Below are 20633 nucleotides of genomic sequence, written 5' to 3'. Positions count from 1 at the left end.
GACGGATGCCCCCACCCCGCCGGGTGGGGGCATCCGTCGTCTCCGGGCGGCTCGTAGACTGGACGGATGCCTGCCGTCGCCCTCCCGCTCGAGACCCCCGAGATCGCCATCGCCGCCGCCGGCGGTGCCGTCGTGCGCCGCAGCGTGCTGCCGAGCGGCGTGCGCGTGCTCACCGAGCAGGTGCCGGGCGCGCTGAGCGCGTCGGTCGGCTTCTGGGTGCCCGTCGGGTCGCGCGACGAGCCGGGCGACGCGCGCGGCGCGACGCACTTCCTCGAGCACCTGCTCTTCAAGGGCACCCCGACGCGCACCGCCTTCGACATCGCGGTGGCGTTCGACGAGGTCGGCGGCGAGCACAACGCGCTCACGGCCAAGGAGCACACCTGCTACTACGCGAAGGTGCGCGACCGCGACCTGCCGATGGCCATCGACGTGCTCGCCGACATGGTCACGTCGTCGCTGCTCGACGCCGACGAGTTCGAGCACGAGCGCGAGGTCATCCTCGAGGAGCTCGCGATGGCCGACGACGACCCGGGCGACGTCGCGGGGGAGCGCCTGAGCGAGCTCGTGCACGGCGAGCAGGCGCCGCTCGGCCGCCCCATCGGCGGCACGCCCGAGTCGATCCGGGCCGTCTCGCGCGACCGCGTGCACGAGCACTACCGCGAGCACTACGCGGCGCGCGACCTCGTCGTCACCATCGCGGGCGCCGTCGACCACGACGCGGTCGTCGAGCAGCTGCAGCTCGCGCTCACCCGCTACGGCTGGTCGCTCGCCGACGCCGCCCCGCGACCCCGGCGCACGGGCAGCGGCGAGGGCTACGCGGCCGGCGGGCTCGCCCTCGTGCAGCGCCCGCTCGAGCAGGTCAACCTCATGCTCGGCACGCCCGGCCTCGTGGCCACCGACGAGCGGCGCAGCGCCATGGCGGTGCTGAACGCGGTGCTCGGCGCCGGCATGTCGTCGCGGCTGTTCCAGGAGATCCGCGAGAAGCGCGGCCTCGCCTACTCGGTCTACTCGTTCGCCTCCGGCTACGCCGACGCGGGGCTCATGGGCATGGCCGCCGCGTGCGCGCCTCGCAAGACGCTCGAGGTGGCCGGCCTCATGGTGGGCGAGCTCGAGCGCCTCGCCGAGGGCGTCGACGACGACGAGCTGCGCCGCGCGAAGGGGCAGCTCGCGGGCGGCTCCGCGCTCGCGCTCGAGGACACCGACACGCGCATGTCGCGCCTCGGCCGGGCCGAGCTGACGCTCGGCGAGTTCCTCGACATCGACGCCACCCTCGAGCGCATCGAGCGCGTCACCGACGCCGACGTGCGCGCACTGGCCGCGCAGCTCGCATCCGGACCCCGCTCGATCGCGGCCGTAGGCCAGGTGCCGGACGGCCTCGACGCGCTCGCCGTGTCCCCCACGGCGGGTAGGGTGGACGGAGCGGCGGCGGCCGCTCACTGACAGCGAACGACGGCGCGTCCGCGCGCCCACGACGGGGCGCGATGCTGCGCCCGCCGGAGGAACGATGGCGCACCTGCTCTACCTGGTCCGACATGGGGAGCAGCTCGATGCGGAGCACGGCGTCGAGGACGGCCGGCTCTCCGGGCGCGGCGTGCGGCAGGCCCACGCGATCGCGCAGCGGCTCTCGGGCGTCGACTTCGACCACGCGTGGACCTCCCCGCTGCAGCGCGCCACCGAGACCGCCGCGATCATGGGGGAGCGGCTGCCCGCGGTCGAGTTCGAGCGGTCGTCGCTGCTGCTCGACTGCATCCCGTCGGGCCTCGAGCCCGACACGCCCGTGGGCTTCCACCGCTTCCTCGAGAGCGTGCGGCCCGCCGAGGCCGAGGCGGGCGCCGCGCAGATGCACGACGCCGCCGAGCACTGGCTGCGCCCGTCGCGCGGCGACCTCAACGAGCTGCTCATCACCCACAACTTCGTCATCGGCTGGTTCGTGCGCGAGGTCATGCAGTCGCCCAGCTGGCAGTGGATGGGCCTCAACCAGGCGAACTGCGGCCTGACGATCATCCGCCGCCGCTCGGGCAAGCCGCCGCAGCTCGTCGTGCACAACGACCTCGGCCACCTGCCGCCGGAGGACCGCACGGGCCTCCCGATCCCGCAGCCGTACTAGCCTCGGCGCCTCAGCCCAGGGGCTTCAGGAACCAGGTGGTCGCGTTCGGGTTGTCGTTGTAGGCGGGCACGGATGCGTAGCCTCGGGTCGTGTAGAGGCGGTTCGCCACCTCGAGCGCGCTGTTCGTGTCGAGCACGACCTCCGTCGCGCCGAGCTCGGCGGCGCGCGCCTCGAGCGCCGCGAGCAGCGCGGCGCCGGTGCCCTGCCCGCGGCCGGCGGGGGCGACGTAGAGGTGCTTGACCTCGAAGCGCGACGGTCCGAGCCGTCGCAGCGCACCGCATCCGACCGCCTCGTCGCCGCTCCAGGCGACGAGGAAGGCTCCGTCGGGGGCGAGGAGCGTCGCGGGGTCGGCCGGCTTCGGGCGGTACTGCCCGCCGACGAAGGTGATCGCCCGGTCGGCGAAGTAGGCGTCGAGCAGCCCCTGCGCGACGGCGGAGGCGGGGTCCTCGGGAGCGATCGTGACTGCCACGGTGCCACTCTACGGGCGGGCCGGGCACGCTCCTCGCCGTAGGCTGGAGGGCATGGCAGGCCCCACCCGCATCGGCATCGCAGGCTCCACCGGCAGGCTCGGATCGCTCGCGCTGCGGCTCGCCCAGGAGGCCGACGACCTCGAGCCGGTCGAGCTCGACGTGCGCGAGGGGCTCGACCTCGACGGGCTCGACGTCGTCTTCGACGCGACCGTGCTCGGCGCGAGCCAGCAGCTCGTCGAGGCGGCGGTCGCCGCGGGCGTGCCGGCGGTGGTCGGCACGAGCGGCTGGACCCATGAGCGCATCGAGGCGCTGCGCGCCCGCGGTGCCGAGCGCATCCGCATCGTCCCCAACTTCTCGCTCGGCAGCGTGCTCGAGACGCACCTCGCGACGATCGCGGCGCAGCACTTCGCCGCGGTCGAGGTCGTCGAGGCGCACCACGACCGCAAGCGCGACGCGCCGAGCGGCACCGCCACGCGCACCGCGGAGGCCATCGGCGCCGTGCGCGGCTTCCACCCCGCGACGCCCGACGAGCCGGGCCGTGGCGCGATCGTCGCGGGCGTGCCGGTCCATGCGATCCGGCTGCCGGGCGTCGTGGCGCGGCAGGAGGTCATCTTCGGCGGCGTCGGCGAGACCCTGACGATCCGTCATGACACGACCTCGAGCGACTCCTACTCGGCCGGCATCCTGCTGGCGCTGCGCGCCGACGCGCGACCCGGCGTCACCGTCGGCATCGGCGACCTGCTGGGGCTCGCGTGACCGAGCGCCCCGCGGCTCGCACCGCGACGCGCAAGTGGGCCGCGCTCGCGATGGCCGCCGTGCTCGCGCTCTACGTCGTGCTCGCCGGCGACCGCGCGGTGCGCTTCCTCGCCTCGGGCGAGCCCGTCGCGATCGCCGTCGGCGTCGCGCTCGTCGCGACGTTCCTCGTCGGCGCGTGGGCGCTCGTGCGCGAGGTGGTCTTCGGGCTGCAGCTCGAGCGCGCGACCCGGCAGCTCGCCGACGAGGGCGGCATGCCCGCGCCGCTGCCGGGCACGCCGTCGGGTCGCGCCGAGCGCGACGCCGCCGAGCAGGCGTTCCCGGTCGCGAAGGCCGACGTCGAGGCGCACCCGGAGTCGTGGCGCTCGTGGCTGCGCCTGTCGATGGCGTACGACGCGGCACGCGATCGGCGGCGCGCGCGCATGGCTGCGCGGAAGGCGATCGCGCTGCGGAAGACTGAGAGCCTGGAGGCACGATGACGCACCCCTACGAGGAGCTCCTCGCCGACGTGCTCGCGCACGGCGAGCACAAGAGCGACCGCACCGGCACCGGCACCCGCTCGGTGTTCGGCCGCCAGCTGCGCTACGACCTGTCGGAGGGCTTCCCGCTCATCACGACGAAGCGCGTGCACTTCAAGTCGATCGCGCTCGAGCTGCTGTGGTTCCTGCGCGGCGACTCCAACGTGCGCTGGCTGCAGAAGCGCGGCGTCACGATCTGGGACGAGTGGGCGGCTGCGGACGGCGAGCTGGGCCCCGTCTACGGCGTGCAGTGGCGCTCGTGGCCGACGCCCGACGGCGGCACCATCGACCAGATCCAGCAGGTGATCGACGAGATCCGCCGCAACCCCGACTCGCGGCGCCTCATCGTCTCCGCGTGGAACCCCGCCGACATCCCCGAGATGGCGCTCGCGCCGTGCCACGCCCTCTTCCAGTTCTCCGTCGCCGACGGCCGGCTCTCGTGCCAGCTGTACCAGCGCTCGGCCGACATGTTCCTCGGCGTGCCGTTCAACATCGCCAGCTACGCGCTGCTCACGCACCTCGTCGCCGACCAGACGGGCCTCGAGGTCGGCGACTTCATCTGGACCGGCGGCGACTGCCACATCTACGACAACCACGTCGAGCAGGTCGCCGAGCAGCTCTCGCGCGAGCCGTTCCCGCTCCCGACGCTGCGCCTGAAGACCCACCGCGCGTCGATCTTCGACGTCGAGTACGACGACCTCGAGGTGGTCGGCTACCAGCACCACCCGGCCATCAAGGCACCGGTCGCCGTCTGATGCTCGGCATGATCTGGGCCGAGGCGCGCGGCGGCGTCATCGGCGAGGCCGGCGACATGCCGTGGCGGCTGCCCGAGGACATGGCGCGCTTCAAGGCGATCACGATGGGCCACCCGGTGGTGATGGGGCGACGCACCTGGGAGTCCTTCCCCGAGCGCTTCCGCCCGCTGCCCGGCCGCGACAACATCGTCATCACCTCCGACCGCGACTACGTCGCTCCCGGCGCCCGCGTCGTGCCGAGCCTCGAGCGCGCGCTCGAGGTCGCCGCAGAGCTCGGCGACGAGGCGTGGGTCGTCGGCGGCGGACGCGTCTACCGCGATGCCATGCACCTCGCCGACCGGCTCGAGATCACCGACATCGACCTCGACGCATCCGGCGACACGACCGCGCCCGACGCCACGACGGAGGGTGCGGATGCGTCGTGGCGGCTGGTCGCGCGCGATCCGGCGGAGGGGTGGCACGTCAGCCGCACGGGCCTGCGCTACCGCTACCGCACGCTCGAGCGCGTCCGCTGACGCCGCTCAGCGGACGGAGAGCGCCCAGCTGCTGTCCGTCATGGCGCGCACGCCGATGACCGAGAGGCCGCCGGCGATCGGGGCCGAGCTCGGGAACTGCGTCCCCACGGCGAACGGCTCCTGCGACTGCCAGTAGCCGTACAGCTGACGGATGCCGGTCGTGCGGGTGGAGCCGCCGCTGCTCACCGTCAGCGTCGCCTCGGGTCCCATCCGCAGCAGCACGGCGTCGGAGGAGCCGGTTGCGGAGCCGGACAGCACCGGGGCGTTGGTCAGGTCCCGCACCTCGAGCGTCCACGACCCCTGCGCCTCGACGCGCAGGTACCGGGCGGGCGATGGGCCCCCGTACGGCGCCAGCAGCGACGTGCCCCGGTAGGGCGCCCAGCCCCCGCCGATGGTGTCGAGGTGCCCCCGGTCCCGGTCGAGCGCATGGATGAAGACCGAACCGCTGCCCTCGATGCGCGCGATCACCTGGGCGTAGCTGATGCTGCGGCCGAGGTCGATGACCCGGGGCCCGGTGCCGGAGTGCTGCTGTGCCGGGAAGGCCCCGTACACCTGCGCGATCTGCTGCCGCAGCGACGTAGTGCACGGCTCGAGCCGCAGGGCGGCGTCGCTGACCGTCGCCGAGCTTCCCAGGCCCACGACGGCCTCGACTCCCAGCTGGTCCGCGCGATCGCGCAGCATGGGCGTGATGGCCGCATGGCAGCCGTTCGGGGTGAGGAACATCGGGGCGTTCGACATCGCCGAGAGCGCCGCCCCGGCGAGGGCGTCCGGGAAGTCCTGCCCCGTGGCGAGCAGCATCACGGGCGACTGCTCGTCGCTCCACGCCGCGTTGATCTCGCGCGCGGTGTCGTAGCGATCGCGTCCCGCGAACCGCGCGACCGATGCCGCTCCCACGCGCTCGAGGCCGAGCGCATCCGCCGCACTGACAGAGGGCTCGCCGCCCGCGATGGCGAGGTGCCGGCCCTCGACCGACGACGCCACGGTCGCCAGCCACGCCTCGGCCGCGGCGGGAGTGCTGCCGTGGTGGTCGAGCACGACGGCCTGGTGGTGACGACCGGCGACGGACGCCGCGACGAGGGCGTCGGGGAACTTCGACCCGGACGCGATCCAGATCTCGTCCACCGGCCCGCTGCGCTCGAGCCGCTCGAGCAGCAGGAGCGACGTCTCCACGCGGCCGGCGCCGCCGAGCCGCGCCACCTCGGCGCGGCTTCCGCCGCGCTCGGCAGCGGCCACGGCCTGCTGGACGACCGCGTCGGAGATCGAGGCCTCGGAGCCGACGATCACGATCTCGCTGGGGGCGAGCTCGGCGATGCGCTCCGCGACCACGCCCGGCAGCGCCTGCTGGGCGGTGAGCAGCAGGTGGCCGCCCTCAGCGGCGACGACGGGGGCCGCGGAGAGGGCGTCCGGGAACTTCTGGCCGTTCGCGAGGAAGACCGGCCCGCCGGCAGCGTCCATGGCGCGGTCGACCTCGACCGCCGTCGTCCAGCGGTCCGGTCCCTCGAGGCGGTGCGCCTCGAACGCCTCGGCGGGCGCCGCCGCCGTGGTCAGGCCGGTCGCGACGAGCGCGAGGGAGGCGGCGAGGGCGACGAGAGCGCGCATGGCTGTCCTAGCTGCGAGGGGCAGCATGGGGGCTGCACGACGGGGGTCAGCGCGATCCTATGAAGAACCCTCAGCTGTGCGCGGCTCGGCACGGTAACGATTCGGTCACACCCAGCGTGGCGACGGCTGAGGCCCCTGCCGCCACCTGGGACGTGCACCCGATAGCCTGGGGGAGTGAACCCCAATCCCTTCGGCCAGGTGCTCGTCGCGCTCGTGACCCCGATGGGCGCCGACGGCGAGGTCGACTGGGACGACGTCGAGCGGCTCATCGACGACGTCGTCACCCACGGTGCCGACGGCATCGTCGTCTCCGGCACCACCGGCGAGACCTCCACGCTCACCGACCCCGAGAAGATCAAGCTCGTCGAGGTGGCGAAGGCCGTCGCCGGCGACCGGGCGAAGATCATCCAGGGCGGCGGTTCCAACGAGACCGCGCACGCGATGGACCTCTACCGGCAGGCGGAGCAGGCGGGCGCCGACGGCGTCATGATCGTCACGCCGTACTACAACAAGCCCACGCAGGCGGGCATCCTCACGCACTTCCGGATGATCGCCGACGCGACCGACCTGCCGGTCATCCTGTACGACATCCCCGGCCGCGCAGGCATCCCGATCCGCTACGAGACGCTGCTCCGCGCGGCGAAGCACCCGAACATCCTCGCCGTGAAGGACGCCAAGGGCGACTTCGCCGAGGTGAGCCGCGTGCTCAACCAGACCGACCTGCTCTACTTCTCGGGCGACGACGCCAACGTGCTGCCGCACCTCGCGATCGGCGCCTCCGGGCTCATCGGCGTCACCGCCAACATCGCCCCGCGCCCGTACCGCACCATGATCGACGCGGTGAACGAGGGCGACCTCGCGACGGCCCAGGCGCAGCACAAGGCGCTCGAGCCGCTCGTGCGTGCGACGATGACGCACGTGCCCGGCACCGTCGCGACGAAGTACATCCTCCACGGCCTCGGCCGCATCGGCAGCCCGCGCGTGCGCCTGCCGCTCGTCGGCCCCGAGGACACCGAGGCGGCCCTCATCGAGGACGAGATCGCCCTCGTCCGGGGCGTCGACGGCCTCGACCTGAGCCGCTTCCGGCCCGACCGCAACGCGGCGGCCGGCGGCGCGCTGCCCAAGGTGCACGGCACCACCCGATAGGGCCACGGCCCACGCAGACCACAGAGCGCGCGAGGTGCGCGCACCCCACCACATCCGCTCGACCCCGGCACACCGCGGGCGAGCCCCACATGAAGGAGGCCCATTGACGGCCATCACCCAGCCCGCCCCGCTCGAGGCAGGCACGCTCCGCATCTTCCCGCTCGGCGGCCTCGGCGAGGTCGGCCGCAACATGACGGTCTACGAGCTCGACGGCAAGCTGCTCATCGTCGACTGCGGCGTGCTCTTCCCCGAGGAGCACCAGCCCGGCGTCGACCTGATCCTGCCCGACTTCGGCCCCATCCGCGACCGCCTCGACGACGTGGTCGGCCTCGTGCTCACGCATGGCCACGAGGACCACATCGGCGCCGTGCCGTACCTCCTGCGCCTCAAGGCCGACATCCCCCTGCTCGGCTCGCAGCTCACGCTCGCGCTCGTCGAGGCGAAGCTCAAGGAGCACCGCATCAAGCCCTACACGCACACGGTGCGCGAGGGCGAGAAGGAGCAGCTCGGCCCGTTCGAGACCGAGTTCATCGCGGTCAACCACTCCATCCCCGACGCCCTCGCGGTCGCGATCCGCACCCGCGCGGGCCTCGTGCTCCACACGGGCGACTTCAAGATGGACCAGCTGCCGCTCGACGACCGCATCACCGACCTGCGCGCCTTCGCGCGCCTCGGCGAGGAGGGGGTGGATGCGTTCCTGGTCGACTCCACGAACGCCGACGTCCCCGGGTTCACGGCTCCCGAGCGCGAGATCGGCCCCGTCATCTCGCAGGTCATCGCGAAGACGACCGGTCTCGTCGTCGTCGCGTCGTTCTCGAGCCACGTGCACCGCGTGCAGCAGGTGCTCGACGCCGCCGCCGAGAACGGCCGCAAGGTCGCGTTCGTCGGCCGCTCGATGGTGCGCAACATGGGCATCGCCGCCGACCTCGGCTACCTGAAGGTGCCGGACGGCATCGTCGTCGACCAGAAGAAGGCCGAGGGGATGCCGCGCGAGCAGGTCGTCTTCATGTCGACCGGCTCGCAGGGCGAGCCGATGGCGGTCCTCAGCCGCATCGTCAACGGCGAGCACCGCATCGAGGTGGGGGAGGACGACACCGTCATCCTCGCCTCGAGCCTCATCCCCGGCAACGAGAACGCCGTCTTCCGCATCATCAACGGCCTCATGCAGCTCGGCGCGAAGGTCGTGCACAAGGGCTCGGCGAAGGTGCACGTCTCCGGCCACGCCTCCGCCGGCGAGCTGCTGTACTGCTACAACATCCTCGGCCCGCGCAACGTCATCCCCGTGCACGGCGAGTACCGCCACCTGCACGCGGCCGCGCAGCTCGCGATCGACACCGGCGTGCCGCGCGAGCGCGCGATGGTCGGCGAGAACGGCACCGTCTGGGATCTCAAGGACCACGAGATCCGCGTCGCCGGACAGCTCGAGATCGGCTTCGTCTACGTCGACGGCTCCTCCGTCGGCCGCATCGACGAGGCCGACCTGAAGGACCGCCGCATCCTCGCGGAGGAGGGCTTCATCTCGATCTTCATCGCGCTCGAGCCGCAGACGGGCAAGGTCATCGTCGGGCCCGAGATCCACGCGCGCGGCTTCGCCGAGGACGACAAGGTCTTCGACGACATCCGCCCCAAGATCATCAAGGCGCTCGCCGAGGCCGGCGAGCAGGGCGTGCGCGACCAGCACCAGTACCAGCAGGTCGTCCGTCGCACGGTCGGCCGCTGGGTCGGCACGCGCATCCGTCGCCGCCCGATGATCATCCCGGTCGTCATCGAGGCGTAGGCCGCGGGATCGGGGAGGCGCGGAGCGCCTCCCCGTCCCTGTCGCCGCCTCGATCTAGGGTGTGCGCATGTCCACGAGCACCAAGCCGACGCGCCCGCAGCCCAAGGGGAAGTCGACCGCGAGCACCGCCAAGACGCAGCGCCAGACGCGCGCGACGACGGTGCAGCCGACGTTCGAGGAGACCGGCCCGGGCGTCGGGCAGCGCGCCTGGATGGGGCTCGCGCACGCGACCGGCGCCGCCGCGCGCGTGTTCGGCCGCGAGTCGCTCGCCAAGGAGGAGCGCCGCGACGGCGTGCCCTTCTTCCTCACGATCCTCGCCGTGCTCGGCGCCGTGGTCGAGTGGATCCTGCCCGCGAACCCGGTCGCCCAGGCGATCTCGGCCTACACGTGGGGCGGGCTCTTCGGCCAGGTCGCGATCGCGCTGCCCGTCGTCTTCGTGCTGCTCGCGCTGTGGATGTTCCGCCACCCCGCCTCCGTCAGCGACAACGGCCGCGTCGGCGTGGGCCTCGCCCTGCTGCTGATCTCGGTGGCGGGCCTGTGCCACGTGGTGCTGGGCATGCCGGATGCGTCGCAGGGCATGCCGGCGCTCGCCGACGCGGGCGGCATCCTCGGCTGGGTCGCCTCGGCGCCGCTCGCCGCGCTGCTGACCCCGATCGGCGCGGGCATCGTCTGCGGCCTCGTGGCCCTCCTCGCCGTGCTCGTGATCACCCGCACGGCGCCCAACCGCATCCCCGAGCGCCTCGTCGAGCTCTACGGCTACCTCTTCGGCGTCGAGACCGCGAGCGCCGAGGAGCGCGAGGAGGCGCGCCGCGCGCGCAAGGAGGCGAAGGAGCTCGCCCGCGCCGAGGCGGCCGACGCCGCCGACGACGAGCCGGTCGACGACGATCCCGACGCGCTGCCGTTCTGGCGCCGCAACGCCACCGGGCGCGAGGTCGACCCGGCCTACGACACGCCGGTGCTCATCGACCGCGACCAGCCGACCACGCGCGTCGACGAGGTGCCGGCGGCGACGCCCGAGCCGCTGCCCGCGGCGACCCCGGCGCCCGACGAGCACGACGACTACGCGACCGCCGTGCTCGCCTCGCTCGAGCAGGCGGAGGAGGCGATGCGCCGCCACACCGGCGAGGTCGCCGAGGCGCCGGCGGCGCCGCCCGCCGCGGCCCCCGCCCCCGCGCGCGAGCGCCCCTACCGGCTTCCGTCGATCGCGTCGCTCGGCCAGGGCGATCCGCCCCGCGCGCGGTCGCAGGCCAACGACGACATCGTCGCCGCGATCACGCAGGTGCTCGGCTCGTTCAACGTCGACGCGAAGGTCACGGGCTTCTCGCGCGGCCCGACCGTCACCCGCTACGAGATCGAGGTCGCGCCGGGCGTCAAGGTGGAGCGCGTCACCGCGCTGTCGAAGAACCTCTCGTACGCCGTCGCCTCGAACGAGGTGCGCATCCTCTCGCCCATCCCCGGCAAGTCGGCGATCGGCATCGAGATCCCGAACCCCGACCGCGAGACCGTGAAGCTCGGCGACGTGCTGCGCTCGCGCGCGGCCGCCGACTCGAAGCACCCGATGACGATCGGCATCGGCAAGGACGTCGAGGGCGGCTACGTCGTCGCGAACCTCGCGAAGATGCCGCACCTGCTCGTGGCCGGCTCCACCGGCTCCGGCAAGTCGTCGTTCGTCAACTCGATGATCACGAGCCTGCTGATGCGGGCGAGCCCGGCCGACGTGCGGATGGTGCTCGTCGACCCGAAGCGCGTCGAGCTCACCGCGTACCAGGGCGTGCCGCACCTCATCACGCCCATCATCACGAACCCCAAGAAGGCAGCCGAGGCGCTGCAGTGGGTCGTGAAGGAGATGGACATGCGGTACGACGACCTCGCGTCGTTCGGCTACAAGCACATCGACGACTTCAACAAGGCGGTGCGCGCCGACGAGATCGTGCTGCCCGCCGGCAGCCAGCGCACGCTCAAGCCCTACCCGTACCTGCTGGTCGTCGTCGACGAGCTCGCCGACCTCATGATGGTGGCGCCGCGCGACGTCGAGGACTCCATCGTGCGCATCACGCAGCTCGCGCGCGCGGCCGGCATCCACCTCGTGCTCGCGACGCAGCGCCCCTCCGTCGACGTGGTGACCGGCCTCATCAAGGCCAACGTGCCCTCGCGCTTCGCGTTCGCGGTCTCCTCGGTGACCGACTCGCGCGTCATCCTCGACCAGCCGGGCGCCGACAAGCTCATCGGCCAGGGCGACGGGCTGTTCCTGCCCATGGGCGCGAACAAGGCGATGCGCGTGCAGGGCGCGTGGGTCGACGAGGCCGAGATCCAGCGCGTCGTGCAGCACGTCACCGGGCAGGCGCAGCCCGAGTACCGCGACGACGTCGCCGAGGTCGCCGAGAAGCGCGAGATCGACAGCGACATCGGCGACGATCTCGAGGACCTCTGCGCGGCCGCCGAGCTCGTCGTCTCGACGCAGTTCGGCTCCACCTCGATGCTGCAGCGCAAGCTGCGGGTCGGGTTCGCGAAGGCCGGTCGCCTCATGGACCTGCTCGAGTCCCGCGAGATCGTCGGCCCATCCGAGGGCTCGAAGGCGCGCGACGTGCTCGTGCCGCCGGACGGCCTCGCCGCCGTGCTCGCCTCGCTGCGCGGGGAGGGCCCGGCGCCGGCCGCCGCGCCGGCCGCACCCGCCGCGCCGCCCGTCGCGGCCGCCGCGCCTGCCGCGCCCGAGCCCGCCGACGCATCCGACGACGACGAGGGCGCGTGGGTCGAGACCGACGACCGGTACGCCGACCCCTTCGACGAGGCGAATCGCGACGGGCTCGAGGTCGTCGAGGCCGAGGGCGGCGACGACGACGCGTGGTCGCTCACGGGCCGCGACTGACGCGTTAGCCTGCCTCCATGGGGATCCTGAGCCCGTGGCGCGGTCGCGTCTGGCGCCGCGGCGACGAGCCTGCGAGCGTCGCCAGCGTGCCGAACATCATCTCGGTCGTGCGCATCCTGCTCACCCCGGTGTTCATCGCCGTTGCGCTCACCAACCCAGAGCCCGGCCTCGCGCGCACGATGGGCGCGCTGCTGTTCGCGGTGCTCATCGCCACCGACTTCGTCGACGGGCAGATCGCGCGCGGCCGCGGGCTCGTGACCGACTTCGGCAAGCTCATCGACCCGATCGCCGACAAGGCGATCACCGGCAGCGCCTTCGTGGTGCTGTCGATCCTCGGCGAGCTGCCGTGGTGGATCACCGCGGTCGTGCTGCTGCGCGAGTGGGGCATCACCGCCTACCGGCTCGTGGTCGCGAGCGACGTCGTGATCGCCGCCGACTGGGCGGGCAAGGCCAAGACCATGGCGCAGGCGATCGCGCTGCCGCTCGCGCTCCTGCCGCTGCAGGCGTGGCTCGGCGACTGGGCGGTCTGGGTGTGCGTCGTCACGATGACGGTTGCGGTCGCGCTCACCATCTACTCCGGGGTGGAGTTCGTCGTGCACGCGGTGAGGAGCCGGTGATGGATGCGGAGGCGGTCGCAGCGAGGATCGTCGCCAGGGCGGCGGCGAGGGGCGTGACCGTCGCGGTCGCCGAGTCGCTCACGGGCGGCCTCATCGCCGAGACGCTCGTGCGCACGCCGGGCGCGTCGTCGGTGCTGCGCCTCGGCGTCGTGGCGTACGCGACCGAGATGAAGCAGCAGGTGCTGCGGGTGCCGGCGCGACTGCTGCAGGAGCGCGGGCCGGTCGATCCCGAGGTGGCGATCTGGATGGCGCGCGGCGTGCGGCAGCTGGCGGCGATCGATCGCGGCGCCTGCACGATCGGCGTGGCGACCACTGGGGTCGCGGGCCCCGCGGCCCAGGACGACCACGCGCCGGGGGAGTTCCACATCGGCATCGAGCTCGACACCGTGGGCGGGCTCGTCGCCGAGTCGTCGTCGCACCTCGTGCGCGGCGATCGCGAGGAGGTGCGGCGCGCCGCGCTCGAGGCGGCCCTCGCGCACCTCGACGCTGCGCTCGAGCGCACCGACCTCCGGATGCACAGCGAATCCACACAGTGAGCAGTGCCCGCCGCGGAATGCCCGGTGTGACACTGGCGTTGTCCAGGTCGTGAGGGCTTCAGCAGGCGGCGGGATCGCTGCCACTAGGCTGATGCATCCGACCACGGTGAAGGGGGAGACCATGGTGCTGGTACGACAGGAGATCGGCGACGTGCTGCGCGACGTGCGCCTGCGACAGGGCAGGACGCTCCGCCAGGTCGCCTCGCGCGCCTCGGTCGCCCTCGGCTACCTCAGCGAGGTCGAGCGCGGCCAGAAGGAGGCCTCCAGCGAGATCCTCGCGTCGGTCGCCGACGCGCTCGAGGTGCCGCTGTCGAGCATCCTGCACCAGGTGGGCGACCGCCTGGCGGTGCTCGAGGGCCTCGGCTACAGCGAGCTCGAGCCGCTCGGCTCGACCGTGCCCGACACCCTGCCCGACGAGCTCGTGGCGGAGTTCGACTCGGCCGTGCGCTGAGGGCCCGCGGATGCGGACGAGCGAGCTGCAGATCGCGATCGAGGAGGAGTTCGGCGCCCTGGGCGCCGTGCTGATGACCGACACGACGCTCGGCAGCCTCGGCGGCCGCACCGGCGCCGAGGCACTGGCCGCCGGCGTCCCCGCGCGGGACGTCTGGCGCGCGCTGTGCGACGCGAAGGACGTCCCGGCGAGCCGCCGGCACGGGCGGGGGATGCGCGAGCCCCAGCGCTGAGGGCGGCGCGCGACACGCCGACGCGGCGTTCGAAGACTCGTTCGATCCGGGCGTAGGCTCGAGGTGCTCGTCGGGGCCGTCATCCACAGGTGACGACCCGAGCCGCACGCATGTCAGCGGCCGGACGTAGCGTGAGCGCACCACCAACGGAAAGGCCGGCAATGCCCACACCCGCAGACCGCGACAAGTCGCTCGAGGCGGCGCTCGCGCAGATCGACCGTCAGTTCGGCAAGGGGTCGGTGATGCGCCTCGGCAGCGAGGAGCGCGCACCGGTCGACACCATCCCCACCGGCTCGATCGCCCTCGACGTCGCACTCGGCATCGGCGGGCTCCCGCGCGGCCGCATCATCGAGATCTACGGCCCGGAGTCCTCGGGCAAGACCACGCTGACGCTGCACGCGATCGCCAACGCCCAGCGCAACGGCGGCATCGCCGCCTTCATCGACGCCGAGCACGCGCTCGACCCCGAGTACGCCAAGAAGCTCGGCGTCGACATCGACGCGCTCCTCGTCTCCCAGCCCGACACGGGCGAGCAGGCGCTCGAGATCGCCGACATGCTGATCCGCTCGGGCTCGATCGACCTGATCGTCATCGACTCCGTCGCGGCGCTGGTGCCGCGCGCCGAGATCGAGGGCGAGATGGGCGACAGCCACGTCGGCCTGCAGGCCCGCCTCATGTCGCAGGCGCTCCGCAAGCTGACCGGCGGCCTCAACCAGACGCAGACGACGATGATCTTCATCAACCAGCTGCGCGAGAAGATCGGCGTGTTCTTCGGTAGCCCCGAGACCACCGCGGGCGGCAAGGCGCTGAAGTTCTACGCGTCCGTGCGGCTCGACATCCGCCGCATCGAGACGCTGAAGGACGGCTCCGACGCGGTCGGCAACCGCACGCGCGTCAAGGTCGTCAAGAACAAGATGGCGCCGCCCTTCAAGCAGGCCGAGTTCGACATCCTCTACGGCGTCGGCATCTCCCGCGAGGGCAGCCTCATCGACTTCGGCGTCGAGCACGGCATCGTCCGCAAGTCGGGCGCCTGGTTCACGTACGACGGCGACCAGCTGGGGCAGGGCAAGGAGAAGGCCCGGCAGTTCCTCATCGACAACCCCGACATCGCGGCCGACATCGAGCGCCAGATCCTGACCAAGCTCGGCATCGGCGCGGGCAGGGCCGCCGCGGCCGACGCCAAGGGCAGCGTCGAGTCGCTCGACGCCCGCCGCCAGGAGCGCCAGGGCGCGTGAGCGATCGCGACCGGCTCGCCGCCATCACCGAGCTCTCCGCCTGGGTCGCCCAGCGCGACGAGCCCGAGGAGGCGGCTGAGCCGGGCGACGCGGCCCCGGTGGAGCGCGTCGACGAGGAGTCGGCGCGCTCCATCGCGCTGCGGGCGCTCGGGCGCAGGGCCGCCAGCCGGCAGGAGCTCGATCGCACCCTCGAGCGCCGCGACGTCGAGCCCGAGGTGCGCGCGAGCGTGCTCGATCGGCTCGCCGCCGAGGGACTCGTCGACGACGCGCAGCTGGCTCGCGACCTCGCCGACCGCCTGCGCGAGCGCAAGCAGCTGGGCGAGCGCGGCGTCTCGGCCGAGCTCCGCCGGCGCGGCCTCGACCCCGCGGTGCTCGACGACCCCGATCGCGACGACGAGCTGCAGCGGGCGATCGACGCCGCCGGCGAGCGACGGCGGCGCATGGGCTCGCTCGACGACGAGACCGCCGAGCGCCGCCTCGCCGGGTGGCTGCAGCGGCGGGGCTTCGGAGGCTCCGCCGTGCGCGTCGCGATCGAGCGCACGCGGCCGAAGGGCCCGCGCTTCCGGTGACCGCAGTGCGTCCGGGAGACCTCCAGGACGCATCCAGTCTCGGTTCCTGGGAGAGGGCTAGATTCGAGCCATGAAGAGCACCAGGATCCTCGCCTTCCCGGCCATCGCGGCCGCCTCCCTCCTCGCCCTCACGGGCTGCTTCCAGCTGCCCCCGATGGGCGGCGGCACCACGACCGAGACGCAGGCTCCCGCGCCCTCCGGCGACGGCGGCGACACCGGCTCGGCCTCGGTCGACCTCGCCGACACCGCCTGGTCGGGCGAGGACGCCGCGGGCAACACGATGGATCTCGTGCTCGAGGGCGACGGCACGGTGCTGCTCAACGACTGGAACGGGCAGAACTGGGACGAGGCCGGCGACACGTGGGAGGTCGCGGGCGACCAGATCACGATCTTCATCGGCGGCATCGAGAACATCCAGAGCCTCACGTACACCGGCACCGCGCAGCTCGAGACGATGGAGCTCACCGGCGTCGACGGCAACGGCGACAGCGGCTACGACGTCACCCTGACCCAGGGCTGATCGCCGCGCCGGCGGGAGTCGGCCGCGGCAGCACGAGCGGGGCGGGCCACGCGGTCCGCCCCGCTCGCGCGCTCGGTACGCTGAGGGCATGTCCGCGATCGCCCCGCAGCGCACCTACGAGGTGAAGACGTTCGGCTGCCAGATGAACGTGCACGACTCCGAGCGGCTGCGGGGCTCGCTCGAGGAGGCCGGCTACGCCGCCGCCGTCGACGGCGCCCCCGACGTCATCGTGATCAACACGTGCGCGGTGCGCGAGAACGCCGACCAGAAGCTCTACGGCCACCTGGGCCACCTGGCCAAGACGAAGCGCGAGCGGCCCGGGTTCCAGATCGCCGTCGGCGGCTGCCTCGCGCAGAAGGACCGCGCGACGATCGTCGAGCGCGCCCCCTGGGTCGACGTCGTCTTCGGCACCCACAACATCGGGTCGCTGCCGACGCTGCTCGAGCGCAGCCGCCACAACGGCGACGCCGAGGTCGAGATCCTCGAGGCCCTGGAGGTCTTCCCGTCGACGCTGCCGACGAAGCGCGAGTCGACGTACGCCGGCTGGGTCTCGATCTCGGTCGGCTGCAACAACACCTGCACGTTCTGCATCGTGCCGTCGCTGCGCGGCAAGGAGCGCGACCGGCGGCCCGGCGAGATCCTCGCCGAGGTGCAGGCGCTCGTCGACGACGGCGCGATCGAGGTGACGCTGCTGGGCCAGAACGTCAACTCCTACGGCGTCGAGTTCGGCGACCGGCTGGCCTTCGGCAAGCTCCTGCGCGCTGCGGGCGCGATCGACGGGCTCGAGCGCATCCGCTTCACGAGCCCGCACCCCGCGGCGTTCACCGACGACGTCATCGATGCGATGGCCGACACCGACGCGGTCATGCCCCAGCTGCACATGCCGCTGCAGTCGGGGTCCGACCGCGTGCTGCGCGCGATGCGCCGCTCCTACCGCTCCTCGAAGTTCCTCGGCATCCTCGACCGGGTGCGCGATCGCATCCCGCACGCGGCGATCACGACCGACATCATCGTCGGCTTCCCGGGCGAGACCGAGGAGGACTTCGCCGAGACGATGCGGGTCGTCGAGGCGTCGCGCTTCGCCTCCGCGTTCACCTTCCAGTACTCCATCCGCCCCGGCACCCCGGCCGCCACCATGCCCGACCAGGTGCCGAAGGCGGTCGTGCAGGAGCGCTTCGAGCGCCTCGTCGAGCTGCAGGACCGCATCGCGCACGAGGAGAACCGCGCGCAGGTCGGCCGCACGGCCGAGGTGCTCGTCTCGGTCGGCGAGGGCAAGAAGGATGCGCAGACCCACCGGCTGAGCGGGCGCGCCGAGGACAACCGCCTCGTGCACTTCGCTCCGGCGCCGGACGGCGAGCAGCCGCGGCCCGGCGACGTCGTCACCGTCGAGATCACCGAGGCGGCGCCGTTCCACCTCATCGCCGATCGCGGACCGCTCGCGCTCCGCCGCACGCGCGCCGGCGACGCCTGGGACCGCGCGCAGGCCGACTCGTGCGGCGTGCCCGCGCCCACCGGCGCATCCGCCGCCGCGGGCGCCGCCGGTCCGGTCCTGCTCGGCCTGCCCACGCTGCGCGTCGGCACGTGACCCTCATCGCCGTCGTCGGCGCCACCGGCACCGGCAAGACGGCGCTGTCGCTCGACATCGCCGACGCGGTGGTCGCGCTCGGCGCGCGCTGCGAGCTCGTCAACTGCGACGCGATGCAGCTGTACCGCGGCATGGACATCGGCACGGCGAAGGCGAGCGCCCACGAGCGGCGGGGGCACCCGCACCACCTGATCGACGTGCTCGACCCGTGGGAGGACGCCGCCGTCGCTGCCTACCGCGAGGCGGCCCTGGCGGCGATCGCCGGCATCGAGGCCCGGGGGGCGGTGCCGGTGCTCGTGGGCGGGAGCGGCCTCTACGCCTCGAGCGGCCTGTACGAGTTCGCCTTCCCGGCGACCGATGCGACGCTCCGCGCCGAGCTCGAGGCCGAGCTCGCCGAGCGGGGCCCGACCGCCATGCACGAGCGGCTCGCCGCCGTCGACCGGGCGGCCGCCGACGCCATAGGGCCGCACAACGGCAGGCGCCTCGTGCGCGCGCTCGAGGCGGTGACGCTCACCGGCGAGCCGTTCCGGGTGGGGCTGCCGCCCGAGGAGTCGCTGCTGCGGCCGACGATCATCCAGCACGTGCGCGTCGAGCGCGATCGGCTCGTCGCGCGGCTCGACGAGCGGGTGGAGCGGATGTGGCGGCTCGGCATCGTCGAGGAGGCGCGGGCGCTGCGCGCGGCCGGCATCGAGCGCGGCACGACCGCGCAGCAGGCCATCGGCTACCGCCAGGCGCTCGACCAGCTCGACGGCGCGATCGACGAGGCCGAGGCCATCGCGCGCACCCAGGCGCTCACCCGTCGGTACGCGCGGCGGCAGGTCTCGTGGTTCCAGCGCTACCCGGCGGCGCCGCCCGCCGACCCGGCAGCGCTCGCCGCGCGCGCGGTCGCTAGCCTGGAGGCATGACGCAGCGCGCGAGCGGCCCGTTCTCCAAGGGCCACGGCACCGGCAACGACTTCGTGCTCGTGGCCGATCCCGAGGGCGCGCATCCCCTCAGCGCGGCACGCGTGCGCGAGCTGGCCGACCGCCGCTTCGGCGTCGGCGGCGACGGCGTGATCCGCGCGGTGCCCGCGGGCGCGACCGGCGACGCGGTGCTCGACGCGCTGCCGGCCGGCACGTGGGCGATGGACTACTGGAACGCCGACGGCAGCCTGAGCGAGATGTGCGGCAACGGCGTGCGCGTCTTCGTGCGCTTCCTGCTCGAGTCCGGGCTCGCCGAGCTGCCGGAGGGCGGCGCGCTCGACGTGGCGACGCGGGCGGGCCTCAAGCGCGTCGTGCGGCGCGGCGGCCTGCTCTCGGCCGACCTCGGGCCGTTCGAGCTCGGCGGCACCCGACTCGTCGCATCCGCCGGCCTCGACGTTCCCCGCCCGGGCCAGGACGTCTCGACCGGCAACCCGCACGTCGTCGTCGCCCTCGCGAGCGAGGAGGAGCTCGCGGGCCTCGACCTGCACCGCGCGCCGGCGCTCGAGCCGGCGGCGGAGGACGGCGCGAACGTCGAGTTCGTCGTGCCGGGCACGATCGCCGACGGCGTGGGCTCGATCCGCATGCGGGTGCACGAGCGCGGGGTCGGCGAGACGCTCTCGTGCGGTACCGGCGCCGTCGCGGCCGCCATGGCGACGCGGCACTGGTCGGGGGATGCTGCCGACCGGTGGATCGTCGACGTGCCGGGCGGCAGGCTCGAGGTCGAGCTCGACGACCGCGGCCACGTGTGGCTCACCGGTCCGGCGGAGATCGTCTTCCGAGGAGAGACGCTCAGTCCGGTGCCGTGACGGCGATGATGCGATACGTCTTCCGCGAGTCCGCGCGCTCCACCTCGTACCCGGCGAAGCGCTCGGCCAGCCAGCGCAGCAGCGAATCGGCGCCGAGGTGCTTCTGCACCACGAGCCACGCGGTCGCCCCCGGCGCGAGCCGCGGGATCCAGGTCTCGAGCAGCGTGTGGAGCTGCGGCTTCCCGATGCGGATGGGCGGGTTCGACCAGATGGCGTCGAAGCGCACGTCGGCGGGCACGCGCTCGGGGAGCGCGGGGGTGATGTTCGATATGCTGAGCAGCTCGGCATTCCGCTCCACGAGCGAGAGCGCTCGGGCGTTGACGTCGACCGCCCACACGCGGGCGGCGGGGGAGCGGAGCGCGAGCGTCGCCGCGATCGGCCCCCAGCCGCAGCCGAGATCCAGCAGCTCACCGGTCTCGGGCGGCGCGGGCACGGCATCCAGCAGCACCGCCGTGCCGACGTCGAGGCGGTCGCCGGAGAAGACACCGGTCGCCGTGACCATCTCCCGCTCGCGACCGTCGAGCGGGACCCGGATGGTCCGGACCGCCTCGGGCGCGACGGGATCGGGTGAGAAGTAGTGGTCCGGCACGGACACGACAGTAGCGAAGGACGAA

22 protein-coding genes are annotated in these 20633 nt (G+C 73.2%); 19 read left to right on the top strand and 3 right to left on the bottom strand.

Annotated features, from left to right (window positions below; translation table 11 throughout):
• Positions 1–66: 66 nt before the first annotated feature.
• Positions 67–1440, top strand: coding sequence for a pitrilysin family protein (locus J2X49_RS00250; RefSeq protein ID WP_310121097.1), 1374 nt, complete (start codon positions 67–69; stop codon positions 1438–1440).
• Between the two features lie 64 nt (positions 1441–1504).
• Entirely contained in the window at positions 1505–2107 is a 603-nt protein-coding gene (locus J2X49_RS00245; protein WP_128189571.1) for a histidine phosphatase family protein, read from the top strand.
• A gap of 10 nt (positions 2108–2117) precedes the next feature.
• Here the strand turns inward: J2X49_RS00245 and J2X49_RS00240 are convergent, their stop codons facing one another.
• Positions 2118–2576 carry a GNAT family N-acetyltransferase gene (locus J2X49_RS00240; protein WP_310121091.1) on the bottom strand — a complete coding sequence of 153 codons (459 nt, stop codon included), beginning with the start codon at positions 2574–2576 and terminating at the stop codon, positions 2118–2120.
• 52 nt (positions 2577–2628) lie between these two features.
• On the opposite strand from J2X49_RS00240, the gene dapB reads away from it, so the two are divergent.
• The 4 genes from dapB to J2X49_RS00220 are packed head-to-tail and all read left to right on the top strand — an operon-like array spanning position 2629 to position 5118.
• Entirely contained in the window at positions 2629–3333 is a 705-nt protein-coding gene (gene dapB, locus J2X49_RS00235) for a 4-hydroxy-tetrahydrodipicolinate reductase (RefSeq protein WP_310121088.1), read from the top strand.
• Entirely contained in the window at positions 3330–3809 is a 480-nt protein-coding gene (locus J2X49_RS00230; RefSeq protein ID WP_310121084.1) for a hypothetical protein, read from the top strand. Before dapB ends, J2X49_RS00230 begins: the two co-directional genes overlap by 4 nt.
• Positions 3806–4603, top strand: coding sequence for a thymidylate synthase (locus tag J2X49_RS00225; RefSeq protein ID WP_310121081.1), 798 nt, complete (start codon positions 3806–3808; stop codon positions 4601–4603). The genes J2X49_RS00230 and J2X49_RS00225 overlap by 4 nt, the downstream gene beginning before the upstream one ends.
• Before the next feature lie 8 nt (positions 4604–4611).
• Positions 4612–5118, top strand: a complete 507-nt coding sequence (locus J2X49_RS00220; RefSeq protein ID WP_310121076.1) for a dihydrofolate reductase — start codon at positions 4612–4614, stop codon at positions 5116–5118.
• Positions 5119–5124: 6 nt separating this feature from the next.
• Here the strand turns inward: J2X49_RS00220 and J2X49_RS00215 are convergent, their stop codons facing one another.
• Entirely contained in the window at positions 5125–6717 is a 1593-nt protein-coding gene (locus J2X49_RS00215; RefSeq protein WP_310121074.1) for a cell wall-binding repeat-containing protein, read from the bottom strand.
• 174 nt (positions 6718–6891) lie between these two features.
• Here J2X49_RS00215 and dapA point away from each other — a divergent pair, with 174 nt between their 5' ends.
• The 13 genes from dapA (at position 6892) to dapF (ending at position 20019) form a co-directional block, all read left to right on the top strand.
• Entirely contained in the window at positions 6892–7863 is a 972-nt protein-coding gene (dapA, locus tag J2X49_RS00210; RefSeq protein WP_281439989.1) for a 4-hydroxy-tetrahydrodipicolinate synthase, read from the top strand.
• Positions 7864–7966: 103 nt separating this feature from the next.
• Entirely contained in the window at positions 7967–9640 is a 1674-nt protein-coding gene (locus tag J2X49_RS00205; protein WP_281439990.1) for a ribonuclease J, read from the top strand.
• A gap of 67 nt (positions 9641–9707) precedes the next feature.
• The gene (locus tag J2X49_RS00200) at positions 9708–12506 is read left to right on the top strand and encodes a DNA translocase FtsK 4TM domain-containing protein (RefSeq protein ID WP_310121067.1); all 2799 of its coding nucleotides are present in this window, start codon (positions 9708–9710) and stop codon (positions 12504–12506) included.
• Positions 12507–12523: 17 nt separating this feature from the next.
• Entirely contained in the window at positions 12524–13123 is a 600-nt protein-coding gene (gene pgsA / locus J2X49_RS00195; protein WP_128189562.1) for a CDP-diacylglycerol--glycerol-3-phosphate 3-phosphatidyltransferase, read from the top strand.
• Positions 13123–13659 carry a CinA family protein gene (locus J2X49_RS00190; RefSeq protein WP_310121064.1) on the top strand — a complete coding sequence of 179 codons (537 nt, stop codon included), beginning with the start codon at positions 13123–13125 and terminating at the stop codon, positions 13657–13659. The genes pgsA and J2X49_RS00190 overlap by 1 nt, the downstream gene beginning before the upstream one ends.
• A gap of 121 nt (positions 13660–13780) precedes the next feature.
• Positions 13781–14110 (top strand): helix-turn-helix domain-containing protein, encoded by a 330-nt coding sequence (locus J2X49_RS00185; RefSeq protein ID WP_128189574.1) that lies wholly within the window; start codon positions 13781–13783, stop codon positions 14108–14110.
• 10 nt (positions 14111–14120) lie between these two features.
• Entirely contained in the window at positions 14121–14342 is a 222-nt protein-coding gene (locus tag J2X49_RS00180) for a DUF3046 domain-containing protein (protein WP_128189560.1), read from the top strand.
• A gap of 161 nt (positions 14343–14503) precedes the next feature.
• Entirely contained in the window at positions 14504–15577 is a 1074-nt protein-coding gene (gene recA / locus J2X49_RS00175) for a recombinase RecA (protein ID WP_128189559.1), read from the top strand.
• Entirely contained in the window at positions 15574–16146 is a 573-nt protein-coding gene (locus tag J2X49_RS00170; RefSeq protein ID WP_128189558.1) for a regulatory protein RecX, read from the top strand. Before recA ends, J2X49_RS00170 begins: the two co-directional genes overlap by 4 nt.
• A 70-nt stretch (positions 16147–16216) precedes the next feature.
• Entirely contained in the window at positions 16217–16666 is a 450-nt protein-coding gene (locus J2X49_RS00165) for a hypothetical protein (RefSeq protein ID WP_310121057.1), read from the top strand.
• 88 nt (positions 16667–16754) lie between these two features.
• Entirely contained in the window at positions 16755–18251 is a 1497-nt protein-coding gene (gene miaB, locus J2X49_RS00160; RefSeq protein ID WP_310121055.1) for a tRNA (N6-isopentenyl adenosine(37)-C2)-methylthiotransferase MiaB, read from the top strand.
• Entirely contained in the window at positions 18248–19156 is a 909-nt protein-coding gene (gene miaA, locus J2X49_RS00155; RefSeq protein ID WP_310121053.1) for a tRNA (adenosine(37)-N6)-dimethylallyltransferase MiaA, read from the top strand. The genes miaB and miaA overlap by 4 nt, the downstream gene beginning before the upstream one ends.
• On the top strand, positions 19153–20019 hold the full coding sequence (gene dapF / locus J2X49_RS00150) for a diaminopimelate epimerase (protein ID WP_310121050.1): 867 nt from the start codon (positions 19153–19155) through the stop codon (positions 20017–20019). Before miaA ends, dapF begins: the two co-directional genes overlap by 4 nt.
• Here dapF and J2X49_RS00145 read toward each other — a convergent pair.
• Positions 20003–20614, bottom strand: a complete 612-nt coding sequence (locus J2X49_RS00145) for a class I SAM-dependent methyltransferase (protein WP_396130653.1) — start codon at positions 20612–20614, stop codon at positions 20003–20005. The genes dapF and J2X49_RS00145 overlap by 17 nt on opposite strands.
• Between the last annotated feature and the right edge of the window lie 19 nt (positions 20615–20633).

Origin of the sequence: Agrococcus sp. BE272 (assembly GCF_031457935.1) — a bacterium.
Classification (GTDB): Bacteria; Actinomycetota; Actinomycetes; order Actinomycetales; family Microbacteriaceae; genus Agrococcus; species Agrococcus sediminis.
Note: the sequence above shows the minus strand (reverse complement) of the source record. Positions and strands in the feature narration are given on the sequence as shown.